Source organism: Hymenobacter sp. UYAg731 (assembly GCF_054061335.1).
The window spans coordinates 497,334-523,629 of record NZ_JBSSEC010000001.1 but is presented as its reverse complement, the minus strand read 5'-3'; the positions used below and the strand labels follow the sequence as shown (position 1 = coordinate 523,629).

At 60.0% G+C, this 26,296-nt stretch carries 28 protein-coding genes; 8 read left to right on the top strand and 20 right to left on the bottom strand.

Annotation, left to right across the window (positions count from 1 at the left end; all coding sequences use genetic code 11):
• Positions 1-48: 48 nt before the first annotated feature.
• A complete protein-coding gene (locus tag ACVWYF_RS02235; protein WP_457064181.1) occupies positions 49-927 on the top strand; it encodes a nucleoside phosphorylase in 879 nt (292 codons plus the stop codon).
• 145 nt (positions 928-1,072) lie between these two features.
• Here the strand turns inward: ACVWYF_RS02235 and ACVWYF_RS02230 are convergent, their stop codons facing one another.
• Positions 1,073-1,378: a hypothetical protein gene (locus ACVWYF_RS02230; RefSeq protein WP_457064179.1), complete on the bottom strand. Its 306-nt coding sequence runs from the start codon at positions 1,376-1,378 to the stop codon at positions 1,073-1,075.
• 107 nt (positions 1,379-1,485) lie between these two features.
• Positions 1,486-2,499, bottom strand: a complete 1,014-nt coding sequence (locus ACVWYF_RS02225; RefSeq protein WP_457064177.1) for an acyl-CoA reductase — start codon at positions 2,497-2,499, stop codon at positions 1,486-1,488.
• A gap of 196 nt (positions 2,500-2,695) precedes the next feature.
• Here ACVWYF_RS02225 and ACVWYF_RS02220 point away from each other — a divergent pair, with 196 nt between their 5' ends.
• On the top strand, positions 2,696-3,046 hold the full coding sequence (locus tag ACVWYF_RS02220) for a 4Fe-4S dicluster domain-containing protein (RefSeq protein WP_457064175.1): 351 nt from the start codon (positions 2,696-2,698) through the stop codon (positions 3,044-3,046).
• Positions 3,047-3,125: 79 nt separating this feature from the next.
• On the opposite strand, the gene ACVWYF_RS02215 is transcribed toward ACVWYF_RS02220, so the two are convergent.
• Positions 3,126-4,256 carry a hypothetical protein gene (locus ACVWYF_RS02215; protein WP_457064173.1) on the bottom strand — a complete coding sequence of 377 codons (1,131 nt, stop codon included), beginning with the start codon at positions 4,254-4,256 and terminating at the stop codon, positions 3,126-3,128.
• Positions 4,257-4,457: 201 nt separating this feature from the next.
• A complete protein-coding gene (locus ACVWYF_RS02210; protein ID WP_457064172.1) occupies positions 4,458-5,372 on the bottom strand; it encodes a carbon-nitrogen hydrolase family protein in 915 nt (304 codons plus the stop codon).
• A 373-nt stretch (positions 5,373-5,745) separates the two neighbouring features.
• Between ACVWYF_RS02210 and ACVWYF_RS02205 the strand changes: the two genes are divergently transcribed.
• A complete protein-coding gene (locus ACVWYF_RS02205; RefSeq protein ID WP_457064170.1) occupies positions 5,746-8,376 on the top strand; it encodes a valine--tRNA ligase in 2,631 nt (876 codons plus the stop codon).
• Positions 8,377-8,448: 72 nt separating this feature from the next.
• On the opposite strand, the gene ACVWYF_RS02200 is transcribed toward ACVWYF_RS02205, so the two are convergent.
• From ACVWYF_RS02200 to ACVWYF_RS02125, 16 genes are all read right to left on the bottom strand, one after another.
• Positions 8,449-8,646 (bottom strand): hypothetical protein, encoded by a 198-nt coding sequence (locus tag ACVWYF_RS02200; RefSeq protein WP_457064168.1) that lies wholly within the window; start codon positions 8,644-8,646, stop codon positions 8,449-8,451.
• A 136-nt stretch (positions 8,647-8,782) separates the two neighbouring features.
• A complete protein-coding gene (locus ACVWYF_RS02195) occupies positions 8,783-10,168 on the bottom strand; it encodes a dihydrolipoamide acetyltransferase family protein (protein WP_457064166.1) in 1,386 nt (461 codons plus the stop codon).
• Positions 10,169-10,551: 383 nt separating this feature from the next.
• Complete coding sequence (locus ACVWYF_RS02190; RefSeq protein WP_457064164.1) at positions 10,552-10,947, bottom strand: hypothetical protein; 396 nt, start codon at positions 10,945-10,947, stop codon at positions 10,552-10,554.
• Between the two features lie 60 nt (positions 10,948-11,007).
• Positions 11,008-11,613, bottom strand: a complete 606-nt coding sequence (locus tag ACVWYF_RS02185) for a hypothetical protein (protein WP_457064162.1) — start codon at positions 11,611-11,613, stop codon at positions 11,008-11,010.
• 303 nt (positions 11,614-11,916) lie between these two features.
• Entirely contained in the window at positions 11,917-12,324 is a 408-nt protein-coding gene (locus tag ACVWYF_RS02180; RefSeq protein ID WP_457064160.1) for a hypothetical protein, read from the bottom strand.
• 73 nt (positions 12,325-12,397) lie between these two features.
• On the bottom strand, positions 12,398-12,748 hold the full coding sequence (locus ACVWYF_RS02175; protein WP_457064158.1) for a hypothetical protein: 351 nt from the start codon (positions 12,746-12,748) through the stop codon (positions 12,398-12,400).
• Positions 12,749-12,785: 37 nt separating this feature from the next.
• A complete protein-coding gene (locus ACVWYF_RS02170; protein ID WP_457064156.1) occupies positions 12,786-13,187 on the bottom strand; it encodes a hypothetical protein in 402 nt (133 codons plus the stop codon).
• Positions 13,188-13,234: 47 nt separating this feature from the next.
• Positions 13,235-14,581: an acetyl-CoA carboxylase biotin carboxylase subunit gene (accC, locus tag ACVWYF_RS02165; protein ID WP_457064154.1), complete on the bottom strand. Its 1,347-nt coding sequence runs from the start codon at positions 14,579-14,581 to the stop codon at positions 13,235-13,237.
• A gap of 113 nt (positions 14,582-14,694) precedes the next feature.
• Positions 14,695-15,156: an acetyl-CoA carboxylase biotin carboxyl carrier protein gene (accB, locus tag ACVWYF_RS02160; RefSeq protein ID WP_457064152.1), complete on the bottom strand. Its 462-nt coding sequence runs from the start codon at positions 15,154-15,156 to the stop codon at positions 14,695-14,697.
• An 83-nt stretch (positions 15,157-15,239) separates the two neighbouring features.
• The gene (gene efp / locus ACVWYF_RS02155; protein WP_457064150.1) at positions 15,240-15,803 is read right to left on the bottom strand and encodes an elongation factor P; all 564 of its coding nucleotides are present in this window, start codon (positions 15,801-15,803) and stop codon (positions 15,240-15,242) included.
• Positions 15,804-15,940: 137 nt separating this feature from the next.
• Complete coding sequence (locus ACVWYF_RS02150; RefSeq protein ID WP_457064148.1) at positions 15,941-16,951, bottom strand: beta-ketoacyl-ACP synthase III; 1,011 nt, start codon at positions 16,949-16,951, stop codon at positions 15,941-15,943.
• 150 nt (positions 16,952-17,101) lie between these two features.
• Complete coding sequence (gene plsX, locus ACVWYF_RS02145) at positions 17,102-18,043, bottom strand: phosphate acyltransferase PlsX (RefSeq protein ID WP_457064146.1); 942 nt, start codon at positions 18,041-18,043, stop codon at positions 17,102-17,104.
• A gap of 119 nt (positions 18,044-18,162) precedes the next feature.
• Positions 18,163-18,393: a 50S ribosomal protein L32 gene (gene rpmF / locus ACVWYF_RS02140; protein WP_457064144.1), complete on the bottom strand. Its 231-nt coding sequence runs from the start codon at positions 18,391-18,393 to the stop codon at positions 18,163-18,165.
• Positions 18,394-18,460: 67 nt separating this feature from the next.
• A complete protein-coding gene (locus ACVWYF_RS02135) occupies positions 18,461-18,994 on the bottom strand; it encodes a YceD family protein (protein WP_457064142.1) in 534 nt (177 codons plus the stop codon).
• A gap of 103 nt (positions 18,995-19,097) precedes the next feature.
• A complete protein-coding gene (gene pdxA / locus ACVWYF_RS02130; RefSeq protein WP_457064140.1) occupies positions 19,098-20,132 on the bottom strand; it encodes a 4-hydroxythreonine-4-phosphate dehydrogenase PdxA in 1,035 nt (344 codons plus the stop codon).
• A gap of 147 nt (positions 20,133-20,279) precedes the next feature.
• Positions 20,280-21,737, bottom strand: coding sequence for a leucyl aminopeptidase family protein (locus tag ACVWYF_RS02125; RefSeq protein WP_457064138.1), 1,458 nt, complete (start codon positions 21,735-21,737; stop codon positions 20,280-20,282).
• Positions 21,738-21,956: 219 nt separating this feature from the next.
• Between ACVWYF_RS02125 and rsmA the strand changes: the two genes are divergently transcribed.
• The 5 genes from rsmA (at position 21,957) to ACVWYF_RS02100 (ending at position 26,279) form a co-directional block, all read left to right on the top strand.
• Positions 21,957-22,790, top strand: coding sequence for a 16S rRNA (adenine(1518)-N(6)/adenine(1519)-N(6))-dimethyltransferase RsmA (gene rsmA / locus ACVWYF_RS02120; RefSeq protein ID WP_457064136.1), 834 nt, complete (start codon positions 21,957-21,959; stop codon positions 22,788-22,790).
• Between the two features lie 15 nt (positions 22,791-22,805).
• A complete protein-coding gene (locus tag ACVWYF_RS02115) occupies positions 22,806-23,771 on the top strand; it encodes an NAD(P)-dependent oxidoreductase (protein ID WP_457064134.1) in 966 nt (321 codons plus the stop codon).
• Between the two features lie 101 nt (positions 23,772-23,872).
• Positions 23,873-24,349 (top strand): transcription elongation factor GreA, encoded by a 477-nt coding sequence (greA, locus tag ACVWYF_RS02110; protein ID WP_457064132.1) that lies wholly within the window; start codon positions 23,873-23,875, stop codon positions 24,347-24,349.
• A gap of 160 nt (positions 24,350-24,509) precedes the next feature.
• Positions 24,510-25,340: a nuclease A inhibitor family protein gene (locus ACVWYF_RS02105; protein WP_457064130.1), complete on the top strand. Its 831-nt coding sequence runs from the start codon at positions 24,510-24,512 to the stop codon at positions 25,338-25,340.
• A 102-nt stretch (positions 25,341-25,442) separates the two neighbouring features.
• On the top strand, positions 25,443-26,279 hold the full coding sequence (locus ACVWYF_RS02100) for an alpha/beta hydrolase (protein WP_457064128.1): 837 nt from the start codon (positions 25,443-25,445) through the stop codon (positions 26,277-26,279).
• Positions 26,280-26,296: the final 17 nt, after the last annotated feature.

Here is a 26,296-nt window from a genome sequence, read left to right as displayed (position 1 = left end):
TGCATTCTTAATTTTTAATGCATAATTCAACATTTATAATTCCCTCCCATGATTCCCAATTCCGAACTCATCCTCAACCCCGACGGCAGCATTTACCACCTCAACCTGCTGCCCGACCACATCTCCGACACCATCCTCACCGTGGGCGACCCGGCGCGGGTGGCCCAGGTGAGCCGGCATTTTGATTCGGTGGAGTTTGAAACCACGCACCGCGAATTTGTGACCCATGTGGGCTACTACCGCGGCAAGCGCCTCACCGTGCTCAGCACCGGCATGGGCACCGACAACATCGACATCGTGATGAACGAGCTTGACGCGCTGGTCAACATCGATTTCATGGCCCGCGAAGTGCGTCCCGCCGAGGAGCGCCTGAGCCTGCGCATCATCCGGCTGGGCACCAGCGGCAGCTTGCAGGCCGATGTGCCCATCGGCACGATGCTGGCCACCGAGCACGCCGTGGGCCTCGACAGCCTCATGCAGTTCTACCCCCTCATGGAAACCGGCCTCGAAACCGAAGTGGCCACCGAGCTGCAAAAGAGCCTGGGGCTGCCCTTCACGCCCTACGTGGTGCGCGGCTCCGACCTGCTGCGCGAGCAGCTGGGAGCCGGCATGACGATGGGCAACACGCTCACCTGCCCCGGCTTCTACGGGCCGCAGGGCCGCAGCCTGCGCCTGCCCCTGCGCCAGCCAGATTACATCTCACGCCTCCAGAATTTCCGCCATCAGAGCGGCGAAGGCGAATTCCGCCTCAGCAACTTTGAGATGGAAACGGCGGGCTATTATTCCCTGGGCCGCCTGCTGGGCCACGAAGTATTATCGCTGAACGCCATCGTGGCCAACCGCGCCACCGGCGAATTCGCCGAGAATGCCGGGGCCGTGGTCGATACCATGATTGAGCGTACGCTCCAGCACCTGGTGGCGAAATAAACGCGGAAGCTACAAATAGAAAACGGTCATGCCGAGCGCAGCCGGAGCATCTCTACCGCAAGAGTAATCATTTACTCCCCCGGTAGAGATGCTCCGGCTGCGCTCGGCATGACCGTTCCTTATTCTAATGCAGTATAATTGTTGGCTAGTAAAAATCGAACCCCAGCACGGCTCGCAACGGCAGCGAGGACCCCGATTTCAGTGTGAGATGCTCCGCATCGGCGGCCCAGATGGTGGTGGCCACACGCTTGGTAGCGCCGTCGGCCGTCTGGAAATAGATGTCAAGCTTGCCGTGGTAGGCATTGCCCAGGGTCACGGCACGGTCGGCGTCGGCGCGGCGGCGTTGGCGGTCAGCTTCGTTGGACAGCACATCGGCTGGGCCGAACTGCATGCTGGTTATTTCTTCCTTCTCAATAATCTCAACGGTATCAGCGGAATAGGTAAAAGACATGGCGATAAATGGAAATCGGGTGGGTGGAGGAGCCGGAAGCAAAGAGGCTTCCTTAGTCTATCCAAACGATAAATTACCTGCTTAAGTCTGATTTTTGGATGAAATTCCTAGGGTAGCTGGGCCAGAAATTCCATCGTGTCCACGCGGTCAGCGTACTCGTCCACACCGGGGGCCTGGGCTTTGCCAAACGGCACGCTGCCCGCAAACCGCCCGCTGGCCGATACCACGCACTGCGTCTGGGCCGCCACGTCGGTAAGCTGGTCCACGAGGTCAATTTCGCTGGCGTACTCCGTGTAATGCACCACCGAGATGGGCGACACCAGCGCCGCGCTGCGCGTGAGCAGCAGGAAACCCGTATCGTAGTGCGGCACGGCATTCACCAGCAGAATGCTCTTGTTGTAGTCGTAATTATTGTTGTATTTGTGGTGGTTAAGTATGCCCTCAAACCCTTGCAGGGCATCGAGCAGGGGCACAAAATCGTAGCCTTCGGGCACGAACAGCTTGCTCACGTTGCGGCAGCCCAGGCCGTAGTACTGGAAAATATCCGGCCCCAGCAGAGCCAGCTCCGCGCTGGTTTCCTGGCCCGTGAGCACGGCCACGCTGGTCCGGTTGCGCCGGATAAGGTGGGGCCGCTGGCCAAAATAAAATTCAAAATAACGCGCCGTGTTATCCGAGCCGGTGGCAATGAAGGCGTCGGCCGCGTTCAGGCGCGGCAGCACTTTGATAATGTCCGTAAAGCGCGGCTCGATGCTCGTCAGTTCCTCCATCAGCCAAGTCATCAGCGCCGCGTCGTCGGCGCTGAGCTTGGCCAGCAGCACATGGCCGCTGAGCAGCACGCACAGCAAGTCGTGGAAGCCGACCATCGGAATGTTGCCGGCCATCACCACGCCCACCTGGCGCACGGTGGTGGGCTCGGCCGGGTAGCGGGCGGCCCAGTGGCGCAGCGGTGCTTCGGCCAGCAGGTGGGCGATGCCGGCTACGGCGGCCGTCACGTTGGGCAGGTCGAACCAGGCGTTCTGGTTGCGGGCGCGGGCTGCCAGGGCGGTCAACTCGTCGGCAGAAAGGGTGGAGAGGCGCTGGCCGAGGGCCACAAAAGCCGCTAAGCGTTCGGAATGATTCATGAGAAAAGGGGAGGGCGCGGGCCACCAAAGCGGCCCGTGCGGAAGATTACCCGGCAAAATTGGCTGAAACCGTGCAAACCCAGTCGTTGTTGATTAATTTTGCAGGCCCAAAGAACGGCGCGGGGCGGGCGTTTTACGTAAAGCTCCCTCGTTCTGCTTTGGTTTCCTCACTTCACCTCCCGAACCCCGACGCCCCATGGCCATCATGATAACCGACGAGTGCATCAACTGTGGTGCCTGCGAGCCGGAATGCCCCAACAACGCTATTTACGAAGGCGGCGCGCAGTGGCGCTGGGCCGATGGCACCTCGCTGAAGGAAGTGGCCGCCGCCGATGGCACCGTGGTGGCGGGCACGGCCCCCCAAACCCCGGTTTCGGACGAGTACTACTACATCGTTTCGGATAAATGCACCGAGTGCGTGGGTTTCCACGAAGAGCCGCAGTGCGCCGCCGTGTGCCCCGTGGACTGTTGTGTGGACGACCCCGACTACCGCGAAACCCGCGAGCGCCTGCTCGAAAAGAAAGAGTGGCTGCACATTGCCGCCTAACGTGGTCAACAGTAATGTTTGCGCAAAAAGAAAGGCCGGTTCCCACGCAGGAACCGGCCTTTCTTTTTGCGTTTGTGGCTCAGGTGCCGCAGTTAAAGTATTTATCATAAGCCGATTCGGGAATCAGGTTGAGCCGGCTCATGAGCTTGATGGGGCCGCGCAACAGCTTGAGTAGCGCGTAGTTGTTGGGATAGTCGTGGAAGGTTTTCACCGGAGCAGTCACAATGGCATCGAACTCATCGCGCGTGAGCCCCAGGCGCTTGATGCAGAGCGCAATCACCGATTCTTCCTCGATGGAGTTGAGGCCGGAAATGCGGTGCAGGGCCATCTCGCGGCTCATCTGGCCCGAGCGCACCAGCGCCGAATAGTTGAACAGCCGCCGGTCGATGTTGAACTTGATGCGGTTGAGGTAGTAAATCAGGCTCTGGTAGAGGTCGTCGGAATAATGGGCGCCGGGGCTTTTCCAGGCCAGCTCGCGCACCAGTAGCTCGTCAATCTCGGTACGCACGTAATCAAGATGATACAGCAACGTCACGGTTTTGATGCGTCGCACGAAAGCGTAGTAGAACATCTCCTTGACACCCAGATTGAAGCCAGGGTCGGCGGGCTGCCAGCGCCGGAGCGGCACCGTGCCGAACTGCTTATGCACGGCCCGCAGGTAGCGGCCATCCAAAAAATTCCAGCTCAGCGGGGCAATGCCTTCGGTGCGGAACGACTGGCCGATAATCAAGTGCCGGATGCCTTCTTTGGCGGCCACGCCGTAGAGGGCCGTGGCAATGCCGAGGTCGGTGCCTTCCTCCATATCGGGCACGGAGGCTTTCAAAAAAGCAATTTTCAGGTCCTTCGACTCGCGCCAGTCCGAGGTGATGGTGCGCAGCTCCACGTTCAGGCGCTGGCAGGTTCGCACCATGTTTTCGCCGGCCACGGGGTTGCCGAAACCGTCGTTGAAATGCACCGCCAAGGGGCGCAGCTTGAGCTGGGTGACGCAGTACCAGAGCGTGTAGGTGCTGTCGCGGCCACCGCTCACGCCCACCACGCAGTCGTAGCGGCGGTTGCGGCCGGCTCGGCGCATCTCCTCGGCCTGCTGCCGCACGGTGGCGCGGCCGGCTTCGCCGAGCGGGAAAGCCTTTTCCATGCGGTCGTGGACGTCGCAAAAAGAGCAGGTGCCCTCGGCATCGAAGGTGATGCCCGGCGCAGTTGTGTCCATCACGCACCGACCGCAACGCTGATAATCAGCCGCTAAATCTGTGGTGGCCAGAGAATCGTGAGAGCGTACTTGTGTTAGCAATGGCGGTGGAAATAAGGGGGCTGTATAAAGGAATTGGGGCGTACAGCAAGGGCAGATTGTGAGGCACCGCGGGTGGGTTGGTAGTCAAACGGAAAGGAAATATTGCGGAAGGAAATAATAATTTTAAGGCAGTTGGTCGAAGCGGTAGCCTTTGCGCAGTAGCATGAGGCCGATGTCGGTGCCGCGCTCGGGGCGGTGAGGGCGGGCAAGGTCGGCCACCACCAGCTGGCCGGCAAATTCATTGAACGTGCCCTGCGCACGCACCCCGTGGGCATCGACGGCGAGGGAACAGCCCACGCTTTTTTTACCCTCATACGGCCCGCCCACGATGTAGCCAACGGACGTAACGCTGACTACCACTACGTTGTAGAGCTTGGCAAGGATTGAAAAAGGCTTCACCCATTTTTCCTGGTAGGGGTCGTGCTCCTCAGTGATGGAGTAGTCCACGGTCCAGGAGGCCGGCGCGATGATGAATTCGGCCCCCATTCGGGCCAGGGTGTGGCCAATAGGCAACCCGTCGAGGTAATTATCGGCGCAGATGTTCACCCCGATTTTGCCCAGCGGCGTGTCCACTACATTTAGCGTCTGCCCCACGGCGTAGTAGGGTTGTTCCACATCCAAGAGGTTTATCTTGTGGTATTTAACGATTATGTTGCCCTGCGGGTCGATGAGAATAGCCGCGTTGAAATTGCGCCCATCGGCCGCCCGCTCGGTGAGGCCGGCGCACACGTAAATTTTGTGAAGCGCGGCCGCCTCGCACAGCAGGTTACTATACACACCGGGGATGGGCTGGGCCTCGTAGAGGGCACTGGGGTGCGTCCAGGCAAAATCCAGGGTTTCCGGCAGCAGGACCAATTCGCACTGCTGGGCGGCGGCCTGGGCAATCTGCTCCACAGCCCGGGCGAGGTTACGGGCGGGTTCGCCGCCTTCCACCAGCAACTGCCCCAGGCCAATGCGCAACGTGCCAACCGGGGCCGGCACCTCGGGCAAGGGCGGGGCCGCAGGCGCAGGTTTGCGAAAAGAAAAGAGCGAAGCCATGGAATTATTATGGAAGAGCAGTCAGAATCATTCGGAAGGTACAAAGAGCGGATTAAACTTTAAGCGCCGAATACAGTCGGCGACGCTCAAAAAGCTGGTCGTTTATTGACCTTAGCTAGTAGGTTTTTGAATTGTTTTGATATTCGTAATTCAATATGTTATTGACATTCAGTATAAGTGCCTGCTCAATGAATGGCCTTTGACAAGGCTTGAATGCGGGGAGCAGAAGCAGGATGAGGAGGTTGTGGTTCGTGAATTTTCTGTGAAACATGGGAAGGTCCCTTTGATGACGAACAGCAGTTGGGCCGAAGGGGCTATTCTGCCGCAGTTCTAATGCCTATTTTTGTTGCTTCTGCTACTTGCACACTCCCCCATGTCGCTCGCCACCACCTACTCGCCCACCGACGTTGAAGCCAAATGGTACCAACGCTGGCAGGAGCAGGGCTTTTTTAAAGCCAAACCCAACCCGAAAAAGAAGCCCTACACTGTCGTCATCCCGCCGCCGAACGTGACGGGCGTGCTCCACATGGGGCATATGCTCAACAATACGATTCAGGACGTGCTGGTGCGCCGCGCCCGCATGCAGGGCAAGGAGGCCTGCTGGGTACCCGGCACCGACCACGCCAGCATCGCTACCGAGGCCAAAGTGGTGGCCTTGCTCAAAGAGCAGGGCATCAACAAAACCGACCTCACCCGTGAGGAATTTCTCGGCCACGCCTTTGCGTGGAAGGACAAATACGGCGGCATCATTCTGGAGCAGCTCAAGCAGCTTGGCGCTTCGTGCGACTGGGACCGCACCCGCTTCACCATGGAGCCGGATTTGACCGACGCCGTGCTGCGCGTGTTCGTCGACCTGTACAATAAAGGCCTGATTTACCGCGGCGTACGCATGGTGAACTGGGACCCCGAAGGCCGCACCGCCATCTCCGACGAGGAGGTGATTGCCAAGGACGTACAGGCCAAGATGTATTATCTGAACTATGCCGTGGTAGGGCAGGAGGGCCAGTTCCTGACCGTGGCTACGTCGCGCCCCGAAACCATCATGGCTGATGTGGCCGTGGCCGTGAACCCGAACGACCCGCGCTTCAGCCATCTGGCCGGCGCAAAGCTGCGCATCCCGCTGCTGGGCCGCGAAATCCCGGTGATTTTTGATGAGTACGTGTCGATGGATTTTGGCACGGGTGCGCTGAAAGTGACGCCCGCTCACGACCTGAACGACTACGAGCTGGGCGTGAAACACAACCTGCCCGTTATCGATATTCTGGCCGACAACGGCACGCTCAATGAGAAGGCCGTGCTTTACGTGGGCCAGGACCGGTTTGCCGCCCGCAAGCAGATTGCCAAGGATTTGCAGGAAGCCGGCCTGCTCGAAAAAATCGAGGAGTACGCTAGCATCGTGCAAACGTCGGAGCGCACCAAGGCCGTAATTGAGCCCAAGCTCAGCCTGCAATGGTTCATGAAAATGGAGCACATGGCCAAGCCCGCGCTCGACGCCGTGGAAAACGACACCGTGCGCCTGCACCCGCCCAAGTTCAAGAACATGTACCGGGCCTGGATGGAGAACGTGCGCGACTGGTGCATCTCGCGCCAGCTCTGGTGGGGCCAGCAGATTCCGGCCTACTACCTGCCCGATGGTACGTTCGTGGTCGCCCTCACCACCGAGGATGCCTTGCAGCAGGCCATTGCCCAAACCGGCCGGGCCGACCTGCAGCTGAGCGACCTGCGCCAGGACGAAGACGTGCTCGATACCTGGTTCTCGTCGTGGCTGTGGCCGATTTCGGTGTTCGACGGCTTCAAAGACCCCGACAACGCCGACATCAATTACTTCTACCCCACCAACGACCTGGTAACGGGGCCGGACATTCTCTTTTTCTGGGTGGCCCGCATGATTATGGCCGGCCTGGAATACCGGCAGGAAGTGCCCTTCAAAAACGTGTACCTCACCGGCATCGTGCGCGACGCGCAGGGCCGCAAGATGAGCAAGCAGCTCGGCAACTCGCCCGACCCGCTCGACCTCATTGCCCAATACGGCGCCGATGGCGTGCGGACCGGCATGCTGTTCTCGGCCCCGGCCGGCAACGACCTGCTCTATGACATTAAGCTGGTGGAGCAGGGTCGCAACTTCAGCAACAAGCTCTGGAACGCCTTTCGCCTCGTGAAAGGGTGGGAAGCCGACGCCATGCTGCCCTTTGTGAATGAAAAGGCCGTGACCTGGTTCAACGCCAAGTTGCAGGCCGCCATTGTGGAGATGGACGACCATTTCGAGAAGTTCCGGATGTCGGATGCCCTGATGACCATCTACAAGCTGGTCTGGGACGATTTCTGCGCGCTGTACCTAGAAATGGTGAAGCCCGCTTACCAGCATCCCATCGATGCCGAAACCCTGCGCCACACCACGGCCTACCTCGAAACGCTGCTCAAGCTGCTGCACCCCTTTATGCCCTTCATCACCGAAGAGCTATGGCACGAGTTGGCCGAGCGTGGCCCCCGCGACTATGTGACCGTGGCCCCTTGGCCCCGCGCCACCTCCCCCGCCAACAGCGCCGAAACCCTGGCCAGTATGGACAAGGCCCTCGCCATTGTGGCCGGCATCCGCGCCGTGCGCAACCAGAAAAACCTTGGCCCCAACAAGCCGCTAACGTTGGTAGCCAAAACCGACGAGCCCACCTTGGTGACCGACTACGACGGCATCATCCGCAAGCTGGGCGGCATATCGGAAGTAACGTTTGCCGATGCCGGCCCCGCCGCCTCGGTAAGCTTCGTGCTGGGCGGCAGCGAGTTCTTTATCCCGCTCGAAGGCCACATCGATATGGCCGCCGAGCGCACCCGCCTGGAAAAAGAACTGGAATACGCCCAAGGCTTTCGCGACTCGGTGCAGAAGAAGCTCGGCAACGAGAAATTTGCCCAGAACGCCAAGCCCGAAGTGCTGGAAAAAGAGCGCCAGAAACTGGCCGATGCCGAAGCCAAAATCGCCGCCCTGGAGCAGGCGCTAAAAGGCTTGTAACCCGATTTATTCAAAGTAAAAAAGCCGCTCCCTGATTCAGGAAGCGGCTTTTTTTATGTCATGAATTATGCATTACTGCGGAACGCCACCCGGCTGCTTTTTCTGCAACGGGGCCAGCTGGTTTTGCAATTGAAAAGTGACTTTCTCGCAATCAGCAAAGCGCTTTTCAGCCAATTGCAGCGCCTTTTCGGTGGCCGTTAGCTGTTGGTATAAGTAGCCGATAAGACCCAGCGCTAACACCAGCGCCCCGAGGAAAATAATATTTTTCATGAGTAAACAGCGAAAATAAAAACGTCATGCTGAGCGAAGTCGAAGCATCTCTCGTGCAGCAGTAAATAGTTACTTGTGCGGTAGAGATGCTTCGGCTGCGCTCAGCATGACGTTCTTTGAATAGTCAAAAATGGCCTTAAATAGCCGTGTTCGGGTCGAACTGCTCCAGGTAGTCAGCCACTTTGCGCACGAACATGCCGCCGAGTGAGCCGTCCACCACGCGGTGGTCGTAGCTGTGGCTCAGGAACATGAACTGGCGAATGCCGATGAGGTCGCCCTGGGGCGTCTCAATTACGGCTGGCTTCTTCTTGATGGCCCCTACGGCCATGATGGCCACCTGCGGCTGCATGATGATGGGCGTGCCCATCACATTGCCGAACGAGCCCACATTGCTCAGGGTGTAGGTGCCGCCTTCGAGGTCTTCGGGCTTGAGCTTGTTGATGCGGGCGCGGGCGGCCAGGTCGTTCAGCTTTTTGCTCAGGCCATTCAGGTTGAGCTGGTCGGCGTTGTGGATGACGGGCACAATGAGGTTGCCGCTGGGCAGGGCCACGGCCACGCCGATGTTGATGTCGCGCTTCTTGATGATGTAGTCGCCGTCGATGGAGACGTTAATCAACGGGAAATCCTGGATGGCGCGGGCCACGGCCTGGATAAAGATGGGCGTGAAGGTGAGGTTCTCGCCCTCGCGCTTCTTGTAGGCGTCCTTGTGCTTGTTGCGCCAGTTCACGATGTTGGTCACATCAGCCTCTACGAAGCTGGTGACGTGCGGCGAAATTCGCACCGAATCCACCATGCGCTGCGCAATCATCTTGCGCATGCGGTCCATCTCAATCAACTCCTGGCCGCCGCTCACGCTGGGCACGGGCTTGACGCTGGCCGAGGATGCCGGTGCAGCTGCGGGCACGGGCGCTGGGGCGGCCGGAGCAGCTTGCGGCTGCGGAGTAGCGGCCGGAGCCTGCACCGAAGCCGTGGCGGCGGCCACCGCTGTGAGCGAAGGCTTGCCAGCGGCCACGTAATCGAGAATATCCTTCTTCGTCACGCGGTTTTCCTTGCCGGTGCCGGGAAGGTATTCCAGGTCGGTCATGCTCACGCCTTCTTCGCGGGCAATGCTCAGGACCAGCGGCGAGAGGAAGCGGCCGGGCTGGTGCTCGGTTCCAACGGCGGCCGGGGCGGCCTGCGGCTCGGGCAGGTAGGGCACGGCGCTGCCGTTGCTCGAAGGCGCGGGGGTGGCTTGTGGAGCAGCGGGAGCGGCGGCCGGAGCAGCGGCACCAGCGGCGGCGGCATCGGTTTCCATGATGGCAATGGGCGCGCCCACGGCCACCACTTGGCCTTCCTGCACCAGAATTTCCGTCAGCACGCCGGCGTAGATGGCCGGCACTTCGGTGTCAACTTTATCGGTGGCTACTTCCAGCACTGATTCATCCTGCTCAATTGCGTCGCCAACTTGCTTGAGCCATTTCAGGACGGTGCCTTCCATGATGCTTTCGCCCATCTTGGGCATAGTCATTTCCACTCGTGCCATATTATAGGAGGGGGATTTGGGGAATTAAGGGTGGGGTGGGAGTTTGGTGGGGCAAAGGTAGCCAGAAAGCCGAACGCCCCCGGCGCATTGGGCGGCGGGGGCGTTTTTTAGTAAAATGTAATTTGATGCTCTTTCGGAGTTGTACTCCGAAAGCCGGGCTGTTGCGGCGTTGCACGCCGCCCCGTCGGCGGTTGGTCGGGCGGGTAGGTGGTGGGGAGTGCAACTCCCCAGCCGGCGGGCTTTCGGAGTGCAACTCCGAAAGAGCGGCGAGTTTCGGGAGCCGTACAGGTAGCGGCAGAAGCAAAACGCCCCCGCCGCACGGGGCGGCGGGGGCGTTTTGTGTTTTTTGCAAAAACAGCGGCTGGCAACGAACATCCAGCAGATTAGCGAATGATAAACCGGAAGGTATAAAAGCCCGTGGCGCGTCCCGGTGCGCCGTTGATAGCAACGAAGCGGGCTGTTTCCAACGCCATGCGACACAGGGCTTCCTGCCGGGCCGATACCGTGCTGCTCACCGTGACGACGGAATCCAGGGTGCCGGCCGCATTGACCACCAGCTTGAAGCGGGCCTCCCCCGATTTCTTATCTAAGGCCGCAACCCGCGGCATTGCTTCGAAACGCCAGCCCGTTTTGTCCAGTTCGCTGGCGGCAGGTCGGCCGCCCTGCATCGCTGGCGCACCCGATAAAGCCAATTTTGGTCCTTGGTCCAGTGCCACCTGCGCGTGGGCATTCGGCGCGAAGCAGTAGAGGCAAAGACATAAAAGAAGAACGTTTTTCATCGGAAAAAAAAAGGGCGGTTGGTGGTCCGGAGGCGCTAGCCGTTGTCGTTGCAGGTCCATCTACCGCCCCCCGTGCATCGCCGCCACGATATCCGAGGCCTGCCCCACGGGCCGGTCGTCCTTCATGAGCTGCACGTAGTACTCGAAGGAGCCGCTGAGGCCGGTTTCGGTGTCGATGTAGGGCGAGCGCGAATCGAAGGCCAGCATGCGGCCCCACTCCTTGGCGCCGGCGGCGCGGCGGAATACCTGTACGCCGTCCTGGTCGTTTTTGCTCCATTTCAGGACCAGGCCCTCGGCCGAATCGCGGATTTCGAGGCTGGGCTGGAGGGTGGCGCGGTCGGTGGTGCCGGCGGCACTGAGCCACTGGCAGTCCTGGCCGATGGCATCGGTGTAGCCGGGGGCGGTTTTGGCGCGGGCAATGTCGGCGCGGGTTTGCGTTTCGTAGGTGCGGATGGCCGTGTCGCGGGCCGCCACTTTGGCGGCGGAGGTGGCCAGGGCATCGGCCGCGTCGGTGGTGGCTTGCAGCACGGCGGCATCGGCGGCGGCTCTGGCCGTTACTTCGGTAGGCGTGAGGCCGAGGGTGGTGGCGTAGTCGGGGCGCTTGCGGGTTTGCAGGCCCACCCAGTCGGTGAACTTTGGTAGCGTGTTGGGAAAGAAATCAGCCATGGGTAAAAAAAGAGTTTGTGGGTTAGGTACGGCACAATAGTAACTGAATTTTAGCGGATTTCGGGTGCGGCTATTCCCGGTTTCTCCGTGCTGGGGCGGGATTCAATCCGGCCGGAACCGGCCACTGTCCGGCCCCGGCCGGATTGAATCCCGCCGGGGCCGACTACCGCCGGGCCGAAGCCGGATTTATTCCAGTCGGGGCCGACTACCGTGCGGCCGGGACCGGAATAAATCCGGCCGGGGCTGACTACCGCGTGGCCTTGGTCGGGGCAAATCCAATCGGAACCGGGCCAGCCTCTGGCCTTACGGCCGCACCGCCAGCGCCTTAAAATGCCGGGGTCGCAGCCGCCGCCGAATCCCGGGCGGCAGCGGCCAGCCCTGCTCGTACTGCCGCACCAAGCTGCCTTCCCGCTCCGGGCTGTAGCGTCCGTATTGCCGGACCCCCAATGCCGTGGGCACCGCGCCAATGAGGCCCAGTAGCACCCACGCACCCGTTTGCCCGTGAACTAGCTCGAAGCCGGTCGCCGTCAGGCCGGCGGTGCCGTAGCCGGCCTCGCGCAAGCCCTTGAAGCGGCGCTCCCGAAATAAATTATGCACGGCGTAGGCCGTATCGCGGGGCGGCGGCGGGGCCGCAGCCTGGGCCGCAACGCGGCGCGGCAGGCCAGAAGAGAGAACGAATAGCAGGCAAGCCGGGAGAAGCCGTGGACGCATGAAGCAACAAAAAGGGCCGAAACTCTCCGTAAGAGTTCCGGCCCCGGGGGCAGGGTTGCACAGCAGACGAGTCCTATTTCTCCACCGTGATTTCGGGGATGCCCTCCTCGTTCAAATCGCCGCCCGTGGCCGCCGCCTCGGCCCGAAACGTGCTGAAACAGATTTTGCTGTTCCGGGCAAACCGGCTTTCCGGGTCGTTGATGATGACGACGTGCTCGAAGGTGCCGAATTCCTTGCCCTCGTACATCAGCGTTTTTTTGATGCCCATACCGGGCTTGTTCAGCACGTCCACGTAGGTGGCGCGGCCCACGCCCTTCGGCCCCGGCTTGGCGTAGAGCACCAGGGTTTCGATGTTGCCGTTGCAGGTATCGGCGCAGGAGGAGAGGGCGATACCAATGCCTGCAACGACGACATAATGGAGCAAGCGAAAAGCGAAATGTGAGTTAATGAACATAAAAAAACTAACGCTTTTGCTTTCTGAACTGCCAAATGGCCAGCCCCATCATTACCAAGCCACCTACCAAAGCAATTAGTCCACCGGTTCTGTTTTGCCCGGTCAACAACGCTTTATCAATTACAATTTGGCCGTTCTTTTCAACCTGATACACTTGAGTATTCGCAGTCTGACTATTGACGAAGTAGACCGTTATGCTATCACCAATACTAAGCTTTGATGCTAAAACGGTATAATCTTGACTGGGCTGGTAAACTTTAAATTCCTGGGGTGAATCGGAAATGGTAAAGGTGAGAAATTTTCCAACCTGCCTATTGCTAATTCTTCCCGAAGCTTTTTGAACATCAGCCAAATCAATTTCCGATTCATTAAGCATCGACCAGCCAACTAAAATAACGGCAGTACTCAAGATTGTGCTGAAACCTAGCTAAACGAAATGCTTAATATTTCGCCAAATCATATCGTCGAGAAATCGAACGACTGCTCCAGAAAAGCCGTCGTGAAATTTCCCGCCTTGAAATCCTCATTGTCCATTAGCGCGAGGTGGAAGGGAATGGTCGTTTTCACGCCTTCCACCACAAACTCGCTCAGGGCGCGCTTCATTTTCACGATGCACTCCTCCCGCGTTTGGGCCACGGTGATGAGCTTGGCAATCATCGAATCGTAGTTGGGCGGAATCTGGTAGCCAGCATACACGTGCGTATCCACGCGCACGCCGTGGCCGCCGGGGATGTGCAGCGTGGTGATTTTGCCGGGCGCGGGCCGGAAGCCGTTGCGCGGGTCCTCGGCGTTGATGCGGCACTCCATGGCGTGCATCTTCGGGAAGTAGTTTTTGCCCGAAATCGGGATGCCCGCCGCCACCTTGATTTGCTCCTTGATGAGGTCGTAATTAATGATTTCCTCCGTCACCGGATGCTCCACCTGAATTCGGGTGTTCATCTCCATGAAGTAGAAATCCCGGTTGGCATCCACCAGAAACTCAATCGTGCCCACGCCCTCGTAGCCAATGGCCGCCGCGCCCGCAATGGCCGCCTTGCCCATTTTCTCGCGCAGCGCGTCCGTCATAAACGGCGACGGCGCTTCCTCCACCAATTTCTGGTGGCGGCGCTGAATGCTGCAATCGCGCTCCGACAAGTGGCAGACGTGCCCGAACTGGTCGCCCACAATCTGCACCTCAATGTGGCGCGGCTCCACCACGTACTTCTCCAGGTACATCCCGTCGTTGCCAAACGCGGCCTTCGATTCCGTGCGCGCATCGTCCCAGGCTTTCTGGAATTCATCGTCGCCGTGAATGATGCGCATGCCGCGCCCGCCACCGCCGGCCGTGGCCTTGATGATGACGGGGTACTTGATTTTGTTGGCGATTTTCTTGCCTTGCTCCACCGATTCGAGCAGGCCCACCGAACCCGGCACCACCGGCACGCCGGCCTTAATCATGGTCGCCTTGGCCGTGGCCTTGTCGCCCATCTGGTTAATCATCTCGGGCGAGGCCCCGATAAATTTGATACCATTCTCGGCGCAGATGCGCGAGAATTCCGCATTTTCCGAAAGGAAGCCGTAGCCGGGGTGAATGGCGTCGGCGTTGGTGATTTCGCAGGCCGCGATGAGCGTGGGCATGCTCAAATAGCTGTCCTTAGAAGCCGGCGGGCCGATGCACACGGCCTCATCGGCAAACTTTACGTGCAGGCTTTCCTTATCGGCAGTCGAGTACACGGCCACCGTTTTGATGCCCATTTCCTTGCAGGTGCGGATAATGCGCAGGGCAATTTCGCCCCGGTTGGCGATGAGTATTTTCTTGAACATTGGGGTGGGAATGAAAAAGAGCTTAGAACGGAGAGCTTAGAATTTAGAACAAACGGCTTAAATAATGCCATTTAGTCTAAGTTCTAAGCTCTCCGTTCTAAGCTCTGCGATAATTACTCAATCAAAAACAGCGGCTGGTCGTACTCCACCGGCGTGGCATTGTCCACCAGCGCCTTCACGATGCGGCCGCTTTCTTCGGCTTCAATCTCGTTGAACAGCTTCATGGCCTCGATGATGCAGATAACCTGGCCTTTCTCCACCATATCACCCACCTGCACGAAGGCCGGCGATTCGGGGCCACTGCTGCGGTAGAAGGTGCCAATCATGGGGGCCTTTAGCGGCTTGTAGTTGCCAGCGGGTGCTTCGGCTGCGGCCGCCGGGGCTGCCGCAGCGGCTACCGGAGCCGGGGCTACCGGAGCGGGCGCATGAGCCACCGGGGCTGCCATCGTCGTCACGTGCTTGGTATTAGGGTCGCGCTGCACCGAGATTTTAAATTCCTCGGTTTCAATGTTAACCTTATTCAAGCCCGATTTAGCGATAAAATCGAGCAGTTCCTGGAGTTCTTTGGCTTTCATTGCAGCGTCCTTTTTGGGCGGGTTTGACATGTTCAATAAGCGGTTGGTTGCGCACTATCAGTTATTAACTAACGGATTAGGGCCTATTTCACGCGCTCGACGTAGCTGTAGTCGCTGGTCTTGATACGGATTTTGGTGTCCACATCAACGAACAGCGGCACCTGGATGCGGGCCCCGGTTTCCACGGTGGCGGGCTTCAGCGTATTGGTGGCGGTGTCGCCACGCAGGCCGGGCTCCGTGTACGTCACCACCAGGTCCACGGTGGTGGGCAGTTCGGCCGTCAGGGGCTGCTCGGTTTCGGCGTGCATGAGGATGGTCACCTCCTGGCCTTCCTTCATAATGTCGGCGAAGGGCACCAACGCCTCCGACAGCACTACCTGTTCGAAAGTGCTGTTATCCATAAAGTTATAGCCGTAGTCATCCTTATACAGGAACTGGTGCGGGCGCTGCTCCACGCGGGCAGTTTCCACTTTCACACCCGCGTTGAAGGTGTTGTCGATGGTGCGGCCGGTTTTGATGTTGCGCATTTTGGTGCGAACAAAAGCGGGACCTTTGCCGGGCTTCACGTGCTGAAACTCGGTGATGACGTGCAGCTCGTTGTTGTAATTAAGAACGAGCCCGTTGCGGAAGTCGGCGGTTGATGCCATGGTTTTGAAGCTTTTAGCTGATAATCGTGGGCTACCAGCCTTTTTTGTGGGTGTTTTTGTAAGCAGTTGTTTAAACGCTGTCAGCTATTAAACAACCGGAAATCCAAAGGAGGTGCAAAGCTAACAGCTAATGGCCATTAGCTAACCGCAACGCTTTCGCCATCATACGCCCATTTGAGGTAGATGGAGCCCCAAGTGAAGCCGCCGCCGAAGGCCGCCAGAATCAAATTGTCGCCGCGGCGCAGCTGGCTTTCGTAGTCGGACAGGCACAGCGGGATGGTGGCGTTGGTGGTGTTGCCGTAGCGGTCGATGTTCAACATCACCTTCTCCGGACCCACGCCCATGCGGTTGGCGGTGGCGTCGATGATGCGCTTGTTGGCCTGGTGGGGCACCAGGAAGGCCACGTCGTCCTTGCTGAGGTGGTTGCGCTCCATGACCTGGGCGGCCACATCGGCCATGCTTTTCACGGCAAACTTGAAAACTGTCGCGCCTTCCTGGTAGATATAATGCTCCTTGGCATCCACGGTGGCGTGGGAGGGCGGGCGGCGGCTGCCGCCGGCTTTCTGGTGCAGGTAGGCTTCGCCGCTGCCGTCGGTGCGCAACACCTGGTCGAGAATGCCGAAGCCGTCGGTGCTGGGTTCGAGCAGCACGGCGGCCGCGCCATCGCCAAACAGAATGCAGTTGGCGCGGTCCGTGTAGTCCACGATGGCCGACATTTTATCGGCCCCCACCACAATCACCTTCTTGTGCGTGCCAGCCTGAATGTATTGCGCGCCCGTGGCCAGCGCAAACAGGAAGGTCGAGCAGGCCGCGTTCATATCAAAGCTGAACGCCTTGGTAATGCCCACGCCGTTGGAAATGATGTTGGCCGTGGCCGGAAACAGCAAATCGGGCGTGGTCGTGGCGCAAATCAGCAATTCCACATCTTCGGGATTGGTGCCGGTTTTCTCCAATAACCGCTGCACTGCCTTGATGCCCATCACGGAAGTACCCTGGTTCTCGCCCTTCAGAATGCGTCGCTCCCGAATGCCGGTACGCGACATAATCCACTCGTCGTTGGTATCCACCAGCTTTTCAAGCTCGGCATTGGTTAGCACGTAGTCGGGCACATAGGAGCCCACACCAGTGATGGCGGCAGTAATCTTCATATTGGGCAAAAGTAGGCGGGGCAAGCGAAAAAAGGGAGTGCGGGCAGCGGCGCGGCCAGTTACGGCCACTCAACGCTCCGGCAATGAGCGCCCAAGCGTCTAAAAAAAATCCGGCCGAAGCCGGAGGTTTTTTACCGCCGGGAACCGGGGCTAGGACTTAAAAGTAGCCTTTATTTGGTCAACAATCCCGGAGTCGGCCATATTGAAGCCCTGCACCAGCATGTTGCCGATGGCCAAAGGCGTGCTGCGCCCGTGCCCGATGATGGCATTGTCGTTGATACCCAGAATGGGTGAGCCGCCCACGGCCTCGTAGTTAAACTTGTCGAAAAACGGGTCGTGAATGTGCTTTTCCTCCATCATTTCGTAGATGGATTCAGCCATTTTTAGCAGGATATTGCCCGTGAAGCCGTCGCACACAATCACGTCGGCCTTCTCGTTGAACATGTCGCGGCCTTCCACGTTGCCCACGAAATTGATGTGCGGGTTAACCTTCAGCAGCTGGTGCGCGGCCTGGGTGATGGGCGTGCCCTTGCCCTCTTCCTCGCCCAGGTTTACAAGGCCCACTTTGGGCTGCTCAATGCCCAGCACGTAGCGGGCATATAAAAAGCCGAGCTCACCAAACTGCTCCAGCATTTCGGGCTTGCATTCGGCATTGGCCCCTACATCAAGCAGGATGCCGAACTGGCCCGTCATTTTGGGAACGAAGTTGGCAATGGCCGGGCGGATTACGCCGGGCACGGCCTTCACCGTGAGCATGGCCCCCACCAGCATCGCGCCCGTGTTGCCGGCCGAGCAAAACGCATCGACTTCGCCGGCGAGGAGCATCTTGTAGCCCACGGCAATGCTCGAATCCTGCTTCTGCTGGAAAGCTTTGGCGGGGTGCTCGCCCATGTCGATAACCTGCGACGCGGGAACGAACTCAAGCGCGGCTCCGGCTGGGCCGGCAGCCTGGAGCAGGGGACGCACGGCGTCTTCCTGGCCGATGAGGACAATGGTAGCCTTACCGGCGAGTTGTTCGGCGGCCAGCAGGGCACCCGCCACGGCGGCTTGGGGGGCGAAATCGCCGCCCATTGCGTCGAGGGCTATTTTCATGAAAGAGGTGTTTGGAGGGAGGTCAGCGGAAAGTCAAAAGTACCAAAAATCCGGCCCCGCTGGCTTAAAAAAGGAGCGAAGCCGGACCTAGTGGTGCCGCGAAGTAACAACCAAACGCGCTATTCGTCGTCGCCGGTAGCATCAACCGCAGGAGCGGCGTTGGTCTTCGTGTAGTTTTTGATGGCCAGCTGGCCGTTGTGGTACAGGTCGCCATCTACTACGTACGCCTTGTGGCGCAGGTGCAGCTCGCCCGTGTTGGGGCAAAGGGTCACGGCCTTAGGAGTCAGCTTGTAGTGGGTACGACGCTTGTCGCGAACGGAGGAAGAGGTGCGGCGCTTAGGATGTGCCATGGGTTAGTTGAAATTAGGGGATTGAAGTTGCGATAACGAGTGGGGAGCGACTCGGGGCACTGACGGATTAATTCAGGTTGCGCAGCGCGGCCCAGCGTGGGTCGGCCGGCTCGTCGTCGTCGGGCGCATCATCGGCAGGACGGGTGCTGAAGATATGCTTGGTCGGCGCGTCGGGGTTGTCGTCGGCCTCGTCCTGGAAGCGCGGGTGCAGCTTCTTCATGGGCAGGGCCAGACCAATGTAGTCGTAGAGGTGCTGGGCGAGGGGCAGGGTCTGGGTTTCGGGCGTGATTTGCAGCACGTTGTCGTCCAGCTCTTTGGCCTCATCGCCGAAGCGTACCAGCAGTTGCTCGTCAATGTCCAGCGGCTGGTCGAACTCATCGAGGCTCCGGTCGCAGGTGAGCTGCACAGTGCCGGTGATGTGGAAGTTGAGCGTCATCAGCCGCTCGGTTTTAATGAGCTCCACGTCGGCGTGCAGGTCGCCTTGTTCCACCAGGGGCTGGTCGAATAAGGCGAAGAATTCGGGACCCAACTCAAACTCAAAGTGGTGCGTTTTCAGCGCCAGCTTGGCAAGGTTGAGGTCGTATTTGCTTTCTTTTTTCACGGTCGGCTGGATAGCAGGGGGCAAAAGTAGTGAAAATCCGGCTTTTTGCCAAAAAAAGCGCCCAACTTTCTCTGCGGTAGCCGCTTCAGAAAGCCTTTTTTGGCTACCTCGCCGAGCGGGGCTCCGCGTTTTCCCGGCGCTGTTTCCAAATGTCGCAGGCCAGATACACGGCGGCGCGGAAGGAGGATTCGTCGGCTTTATATTGGCCGGCGAGGCCGTAGGCAGTGCCGTGGTCGGGCGAAGTGCGCACCACGTTTAGGCCGGCGGTGAAGTTTACGCCGCGCTCGAAGGCCATGAGCTTGAAGGGAATCAGGCCTTGGTCGTGGTAGAGGGCGAGGGTAGCATCGAACTGGCGGAACTGCTCGGTGCCGAAGTAGCCATCGGCCGGGAAGGGGCCGACGACGAGGTGGCCGTCGTGGGCAAACTGCTGAATGACGGGCGAGACGATGTCGCCTTCCTCCTTGCCCAGCAGGCCGTTCTCGCCGGCGTGGGGGTTAAGGCCGAGCACAGCGATGCGCGGCTTGAGGATGCCGAAGTCATTCTTAAGCGACTTGAGCAGCAGCGTGATTTTGGTGCGCAGCAGCTCGGCGGTGAGCCTGACGGGCACGTCCTTGAGCGGAATGTGGCCGGTGACGGTGGCAATGCGCAGGCTGGCATCCTCGTCAACTAAAAACATGAGGCTTTCCGGAGCCTCGAAGAAGCTGGTGAGAAACTCGGTGTGGCCGGGGTAGCGGAAGTCGTCGGCCTGGGTATTGTCCTTGCTGATGGGAGCCGTCACGATGCCGTCGAGCTTGCCGGCTTTGAGGTCGCGGGCGGCGCAGAGCAGGCTTTCGCGGGCGGCCGCGCCAGTGGCGGCGGAGGGCTGACCGGGGGCAAGTACGAAATCCTCATCCCAGCAGGTTACGGCGTTGAGGCGGCCGGGGGCGATGTCGGCGGCGTCGCGCAGCTGGCGAAACTGCAGGTGCTCGGAATCGGCAGGAGTGGGGAAGTCGTCGAACAGCGCCGTGGCCGTGCCGTAGATGACGGGCGTGCAGATTTTGAGCAGGCGCTCATCGAGCAGGGTTTTGTAGATGACTTCGGGGCCGATGCCGGCGAGGTCGCCCACGGAAAAGCCGAGGCGGGGGAGGTTGTAGGGCATTGTTAGAAAAATACGGTCATGCTTAATCTAGCGTCCGCGAAGCGCAGCGGAGTCGAAGTATCTCTACCTCATTAGTATTCAAACTGATGGCAACGAAGCGGTAGAGATGCTTCGACTCCGCTGCGCTGAACTCAGCATGACGTTCTTTTAAGCAAGCTGCTTGGTCAGGAACTCATACAACAGGCGCACGCCGGTGCCGGTGCCGCCTTTGCCACGGTAGTTCTCGGCAGCCGTGAGGTAGGCGGGGCCGGCGATGTCGAGGTGAATCCAAGGGTAGCCGATGGCGAAACGCTCCAGGAACTTGGCGGCCGAAATGTGGCCGGCTTCGCCTTTGCCCAAGTTGCTGAGGTCGGCAATGTCGGACTTGATGTGGTCGGCGTACTCTTCCCAGAGCGGAAACTCGACGAGGCGCTCGTGGACAGTGTAGCCAGCTTCGGAGAGCATTTGAAGGGTAGCGGGCTCGGCAGTGCCCATCGAGGCGGAGGCTTCGGTGGCCAGCGCGCGCACGGCGGCCCCGGTGAGAGTGGCGAGGTCGATGACCAGCTCGGGCTCGTAGCGCTTGGCGAAGCTGAGGGCGTCGGCGAGGAGCAGGCGGCCTTCGGCGTCGGTGTTTTTTACTTCAACGGTGAGGCCGGAGTGCATCGTGATAACATCGCCGGGGGCGTAGGCGAGGCCGCCGGGGCGATTGTCGGTGGCGGGCACCAGGCCAATGACGTGCAGCGGCACCTGGTTTTTGGCCAGAGCGAAGAGCGTGCCGGCCACAGCCGCGCCGCCTGCCATGTCGCACTTCATCATGTCCATGCTGTTGGGCGTGGGCTTGAGGCTGAGGCCGCCGGTATCGAATACCACGCCTTTGCCAACGAGGACGTAGGGCTTGGCATTTTTGGCGTTAGCGGGCTTGTATTCGAGGATGCTGAAGGTGGGCGGCTCGGGCGAGCCGAGGTTGACGGCGAGTAGGCCGCCCATGCGCAGGGCTTCAATTTTAGCCAGGTCGAGGATGTCGGTGGTGTAGCCGGCCTCGTCGCCGGCCTGGGCCATGCGCTCGGCAAACTGCACGGCGTTGAGTTTATTGAGCGGGGCGTTGACGAGGTCGCGGGCCAGCATCACCCCTTGCAGCAGGCCATCCAGCTCGTGGATTTGAGCGGCGGTGGCGGCGTTGCCGACCAGGTAAACTTCTTTCAGGGCCGGGGCTTTGCGCGACTTCTCGTCGGTTTTGTAGCCTTCGAACTGGTAGGCGGTCAGGGCCAGGCCTTCGGCCAGCAGCAGGGCGGCGTTGGTGGTTTCGCTGTGGTTTTCGATGAAAACTTCGGCCACTTTTTCGGCTTTCAGCAGGCCGTTGAGGGTGTGGCCGGCGCGGCGCAGCTGCTCGGCTACCTGGGCGGCGGTGGGCTTGTCGGCCAGCACCACGAAGTAGTGGTGATGGCTGAAATGGTTGAGGTGAACGAGCTTCTGGTCGTCGGCGAGGGCGGCGGATACGTACTGGCGGGCGGCGGCGGAGAGGTCGCCGGCGGCGGCATCAGGCAGGGTGGTGGTGCCAGCGGGCAGGATGAAAACCTGGGTGGACTGGGCCGGCGCGGCGGCCGCGTGAGCGAGGGCTAAGGACATAAGCGGGGATGAAGGCCGTAGATTTGAGGCCGCAAGGTACTGTTTAGGTTGCGAGGTTGGATGATATGCTATAATAGACCGTCATGCAGAGCGCAACGAATCATCTTGCTCGAAGTAGTAACCCAATCGTTGCAATGTCATTAATCAGCTACCCGAGGCAAGATGCTTCGCTACGCTCTGCATGACGGTCTGTACTTACACCTTGCCCTTACCACTCCCGTGAATACCGTTCGCCCCAAAAAGCACCTGGGCCAGCACTTTCTGGCCGACCCCAACATTGCCCGCAACATCGTGGGCGCTTTGCAGCTGCCCGATGCAGTAAAAGAAGTGCTCGAAATCGGCCCGGGCATGGGTGTGCTCACGCAGTACCTGCTTCAGAACCCGGCCTACCAGACCAGCGTGGTGGAGATTGATACCGAATCGGTGGCCTACCTGAAAGTGCATTATCCGGCTCTGACCGAGCGCATTTACGCTACCGATTTTCTGAAGCAGAGCCTGGCCGTGATGTTCCCGGACCAGCCGCTGGCCATCATCGGCAACTTCCCCTACAACATCAGCAGCCAGATTTTCTTCGCCGTGCTCAACAACCGCCAGCAGGTGCGCGAAGTGGTGGGCATGATTCAGAAGGAAGTGGCCCAGCGCTTGGCCGAGCCGCCCGGCTCGAAAACCTACGGTATCCTGAGCGTGCTTTTGCAGGCCTTCTATAAGATTGAGTATCTGTTCACGGTGCCGCCGCACGTCTTTAACCCACCGCCCAAGGTTGAATCGGCCGTGGTGCGCCTCACGCGCAACGACACGCTGCAACTGGACTGCGATGAGAAGCTGTTTTTCCGGGTGGTGAAGCAGGCGTTTCAGACGCGCCGCAAGACGCTGCGCAACGCGCTGAAACCGTTTGGAATGCCGGCCGAAGCTACCACCGACCCCATTTTCGAGAAGCGCGCCGAGCAGTTGGGCGTGGCCGATTTCGTGCGGCTGACGCAGCACGTTGGTCAGCACATGGCGGGCAGTAGCGCCAGCCTGCCGGATTTGGATATGAATGACGTGGCCGAGTAAATGTCTTTGAAGTCCATGAGCACCTGCCTAGTCATCGACGAAATGCACCCCTCGCTACAACCGCTGCTCCAAAGCATCGGGGTCGAAATTGATTACCAACCCAACCTAATCGCCGCGCAAGTGCCTGCCGCCTTGGCCGCGCAGCCCTATGAAGGCCTGGTGGTGCGCAGCAAGCTGCGCGTGACGGCCGCCCTGCTGGCCCACGGCCCGCACCTCCGCTACGTGGCCCGCGCCGGGGCCGGTACTGATAATATTGATGAAGCCGCGATGGCGGCGGCCGGCGTCACGCTGCTGAACGCGCCGGAGGGCAACCGCGACGCGGTGGGGGAGTTTGCCGTGGGCCTGCTGCTGGGGCTGCTGCGCAACATCGTGTGGGCCGACCACGAGGTACGCCAGGGCCAGTGGCGGCGCGAGGCCAGCCGGGGCGAGGAAATTGGGGGCAAAACAATCGGACTGCTGGGCTACGGGCATATGGGGCGGGCGTTTGCGCGGCGATTGGGAGCGTTTGGCTGCACCGTGCTGGCGCATGACCGCGACCCGGCCGTGACCACCGACGGCCACGCCGAACTGGTGCCGCTGGCCGTGTTGCAAGCCCGCGCCGACGTGCTCAGCCTGCACATTCCGTATTCGCCGGCCAACCACCATTTCGTTGATGAGACGTTCTTGGCTGCTTTTGATAAGCCGGTTTGGGTGATGAACACGGCGCGCGGCGAAGTGCTGGACCAGGCCGCGCTGGTGCAGGCCCTGCGGGCCGGCATGGTGCGCGGCGCGGCCCTCGACGTGCTCGATAATGAGAAGCTCCAGAGCCTCAGCCCGGCCCAGCAGGCCACGTTCGATTTCCTGAGAACTGCTCCGAATGTGGTGCTCACGCCGCACGTAGGCGGCTGGACGTTTGAGAGCTACGCCCGTATCAACGAAGTGCTGGTAGAGAAAATTCGGGCTTTTCGGGCGGGTGCGATGGGGGCAAACGCGGGGAGCTAATTCGTTTTGCGTATCTTTGTCGGGAACCTAAGAAGGGAGAACGGTTGGCAGTGCCAGCCGTTCTCCTTGCTTTTTAGCCAAACCGTTAAGCATCTACTACCATGGCCACCACCATCAATTATTACACTCCCGAGGGCCTGCAAAAACTGAAGGATGACCTCCAGGACTTCAAAGTCCGGGGCCGGGCCAAGGCCGCGGAAGACCTGCGCGAAGCCCGCGACAAGGGCGACCTGAGCGAGAACGCCGAATACGACGCCGCCAAGGACGCTCAGGGCCTGCTGGAACTCAAAATCTCCAAGCTTGAAGAAGTGCTGGGCAACGCCCGCCTCATCGACGAGACCAACATGGATTTCAGCAAGGTGCTCATCATGAGCAAGGTGAAGCTGAAAAACCTGAAAAATAATATGGTGCTCGACTACACGCTGGTGGCCGAGGAAGAAGCCAATCTGGCCGCCGGCAAAATCTCGGTGAAGTCGCCCATCGGCAAAGGATTGCTGGGTAAGTCGGCCGGCGACACGGCCGAAATCACGGTGCCCGCTGGCAAGCTGCAATTCGAGATTCTGGAAATTACGCGGTAAGGTTCTAGCGGTCAGGTGCTCGTTATCAATTGTTAGGGCAGCGCCGTGAGGTGTTGCCCTACTTCTTTTTAGGCTCTTTCCGGCGTTAGCTTATTGGTTCTCGTTTATTTGCATCAGCTAATTAACAACTGACAACGAGCACCTGACAACTAACCCGCCCATGCCCTCGATTTTCTCCCGCATCGTTTCTGGCGAGCTGCCGGCCTATAAAGTGGCCGAGGATGGCCGCCACTTGGCTTTTCTCGATATCACGCCGCTGGTGGAAGGCCACGCCCTGGTGATTCCCAAGAAGGAAGTCGACTACATTTTCGACATGCCGGCCGATGAGCTGGCGGCACTGCACGTTTTCGCGCAGCGCGTGGCCAAGGCCGTGCAGGCGGCCGTGCCGTGCAAGCGCATCGGCGTGGCCGTGATTGGGCTGGAGGTGCCGCACGCGCATATTCACCTGATTCCGATGAACAAGGTGTCGGACATGAATTTCGCCAATCCGAAAATCAAAGTTCCCGAGGACCGAATGAAGGAGCTGGCCGCCGCCATCGCGGCCAAAGTGGAAGGCGGCAGCGGCCTGACCGAGGCCAAACCCGCCGGGGCCGACGCCAGCGCGGCCGTGCCCGCCGAGCTGCAAAAGCAGGTGGCCGGCCTGCACTTTATGAGCGAATCGGACGCGCCGCTCGAAGCGGTGGCCTACGCCGCGCCGGGCGGCGAGCTAAGCAACGCCTTGCTGCTGAAGCTGCTGGGCGAGCCCGCCGATGCCAAAGTGGAAACCGTGGAGCTGACCCGGTTCCTGCGAAACCACACGGCCGACGACGGCGTGCTGAACGACTTGGCGCTCTCGAACCGCTACAAGGCGCTGCAAATGTTTATGAAGCAGGACATGGACGGCGTGCAGGTGTACCGCGTGGGCGCGGGGCCGCAAATCCACGCCTACGCCCTGGGCCGGATGATGGACGGCACCCTGGCCGGCTTCAAAACGGTGCTCACGGAGACGTGATAGTCGCTGGTTGGCACTGCCTATTTTAGTTCAGGCTGCAACGATGGGGGTGAAAAGCTGTCTGTGGCGACAGTCTTTTATCCCTGTTTTTTTGTTCTGACCATGCGTAGCCTTCTACTTCTCGCGTTTCTATTGCTGCAAACTGCCGCCACATGGGCCCTCAAACCCAGCCGCGAGTGGGTGGCCACGCCCGACTCGCTGGGCCTGCGCTACCAAACCACTGCCCTTGCCACGCCCGACCATGCGCAACTGGCCGGCTGGATTGTGGAGCCGGCCGCCAATGTGCCCGACCAACGCACGACGCTGGTAATGGCCTACGGCGACGCCAACAATATGTCGTATTTCCTCAACCAGGCGCGGGCCCTGAGTCAGGGCGGCTACCGCGTGTACCTGTTCGACTACCGCGGCTTCGGGCACAGCAGCGACTTTGCCATCGACCAGCGGCGGCTGTACTACCCCGAGTTCACCACCGACCTGCGCACCGTGCTGGCCGATGCCCGTCACCGTTACCCGCGCAGCCGCACGGGCATCATTGGCTTTTCGATGGGCACCATTATGGGTTCGGAAGTGGCGGCCACGAGCAAGTGCGACTTCCTCATCGCCGAAGGCTACGTGGCCAGCCCACAGCTGCTGGTGGACGGCATTTTCCAGCGCAGCCGGAAAGTGGTGACTTTGCCCGCCGAGGCGGCCGACTATGCGCTGGTGGCGCGCCGCGTGAACTGCCCCTGGCTGCTGGTGGGCGGCACGGCCGATAAAAGCATGCCTCTGGCCGACTCGGTAGTGGTGGCGCGTCAGGCCCGGTGGCGGCAGCGCCGGCAAGTGCTTTGCTTCGAGGGTGGGCACCTGGAGGGATTTTACAAACTAACCGAAGCCGGGTACGGCGACAAGTACGTGTGGGAGGTGACGCGCTTTCTGGTTGGGAAGCGGGGTCGGGTTTAGCCCGGAAGGGGGAGGGC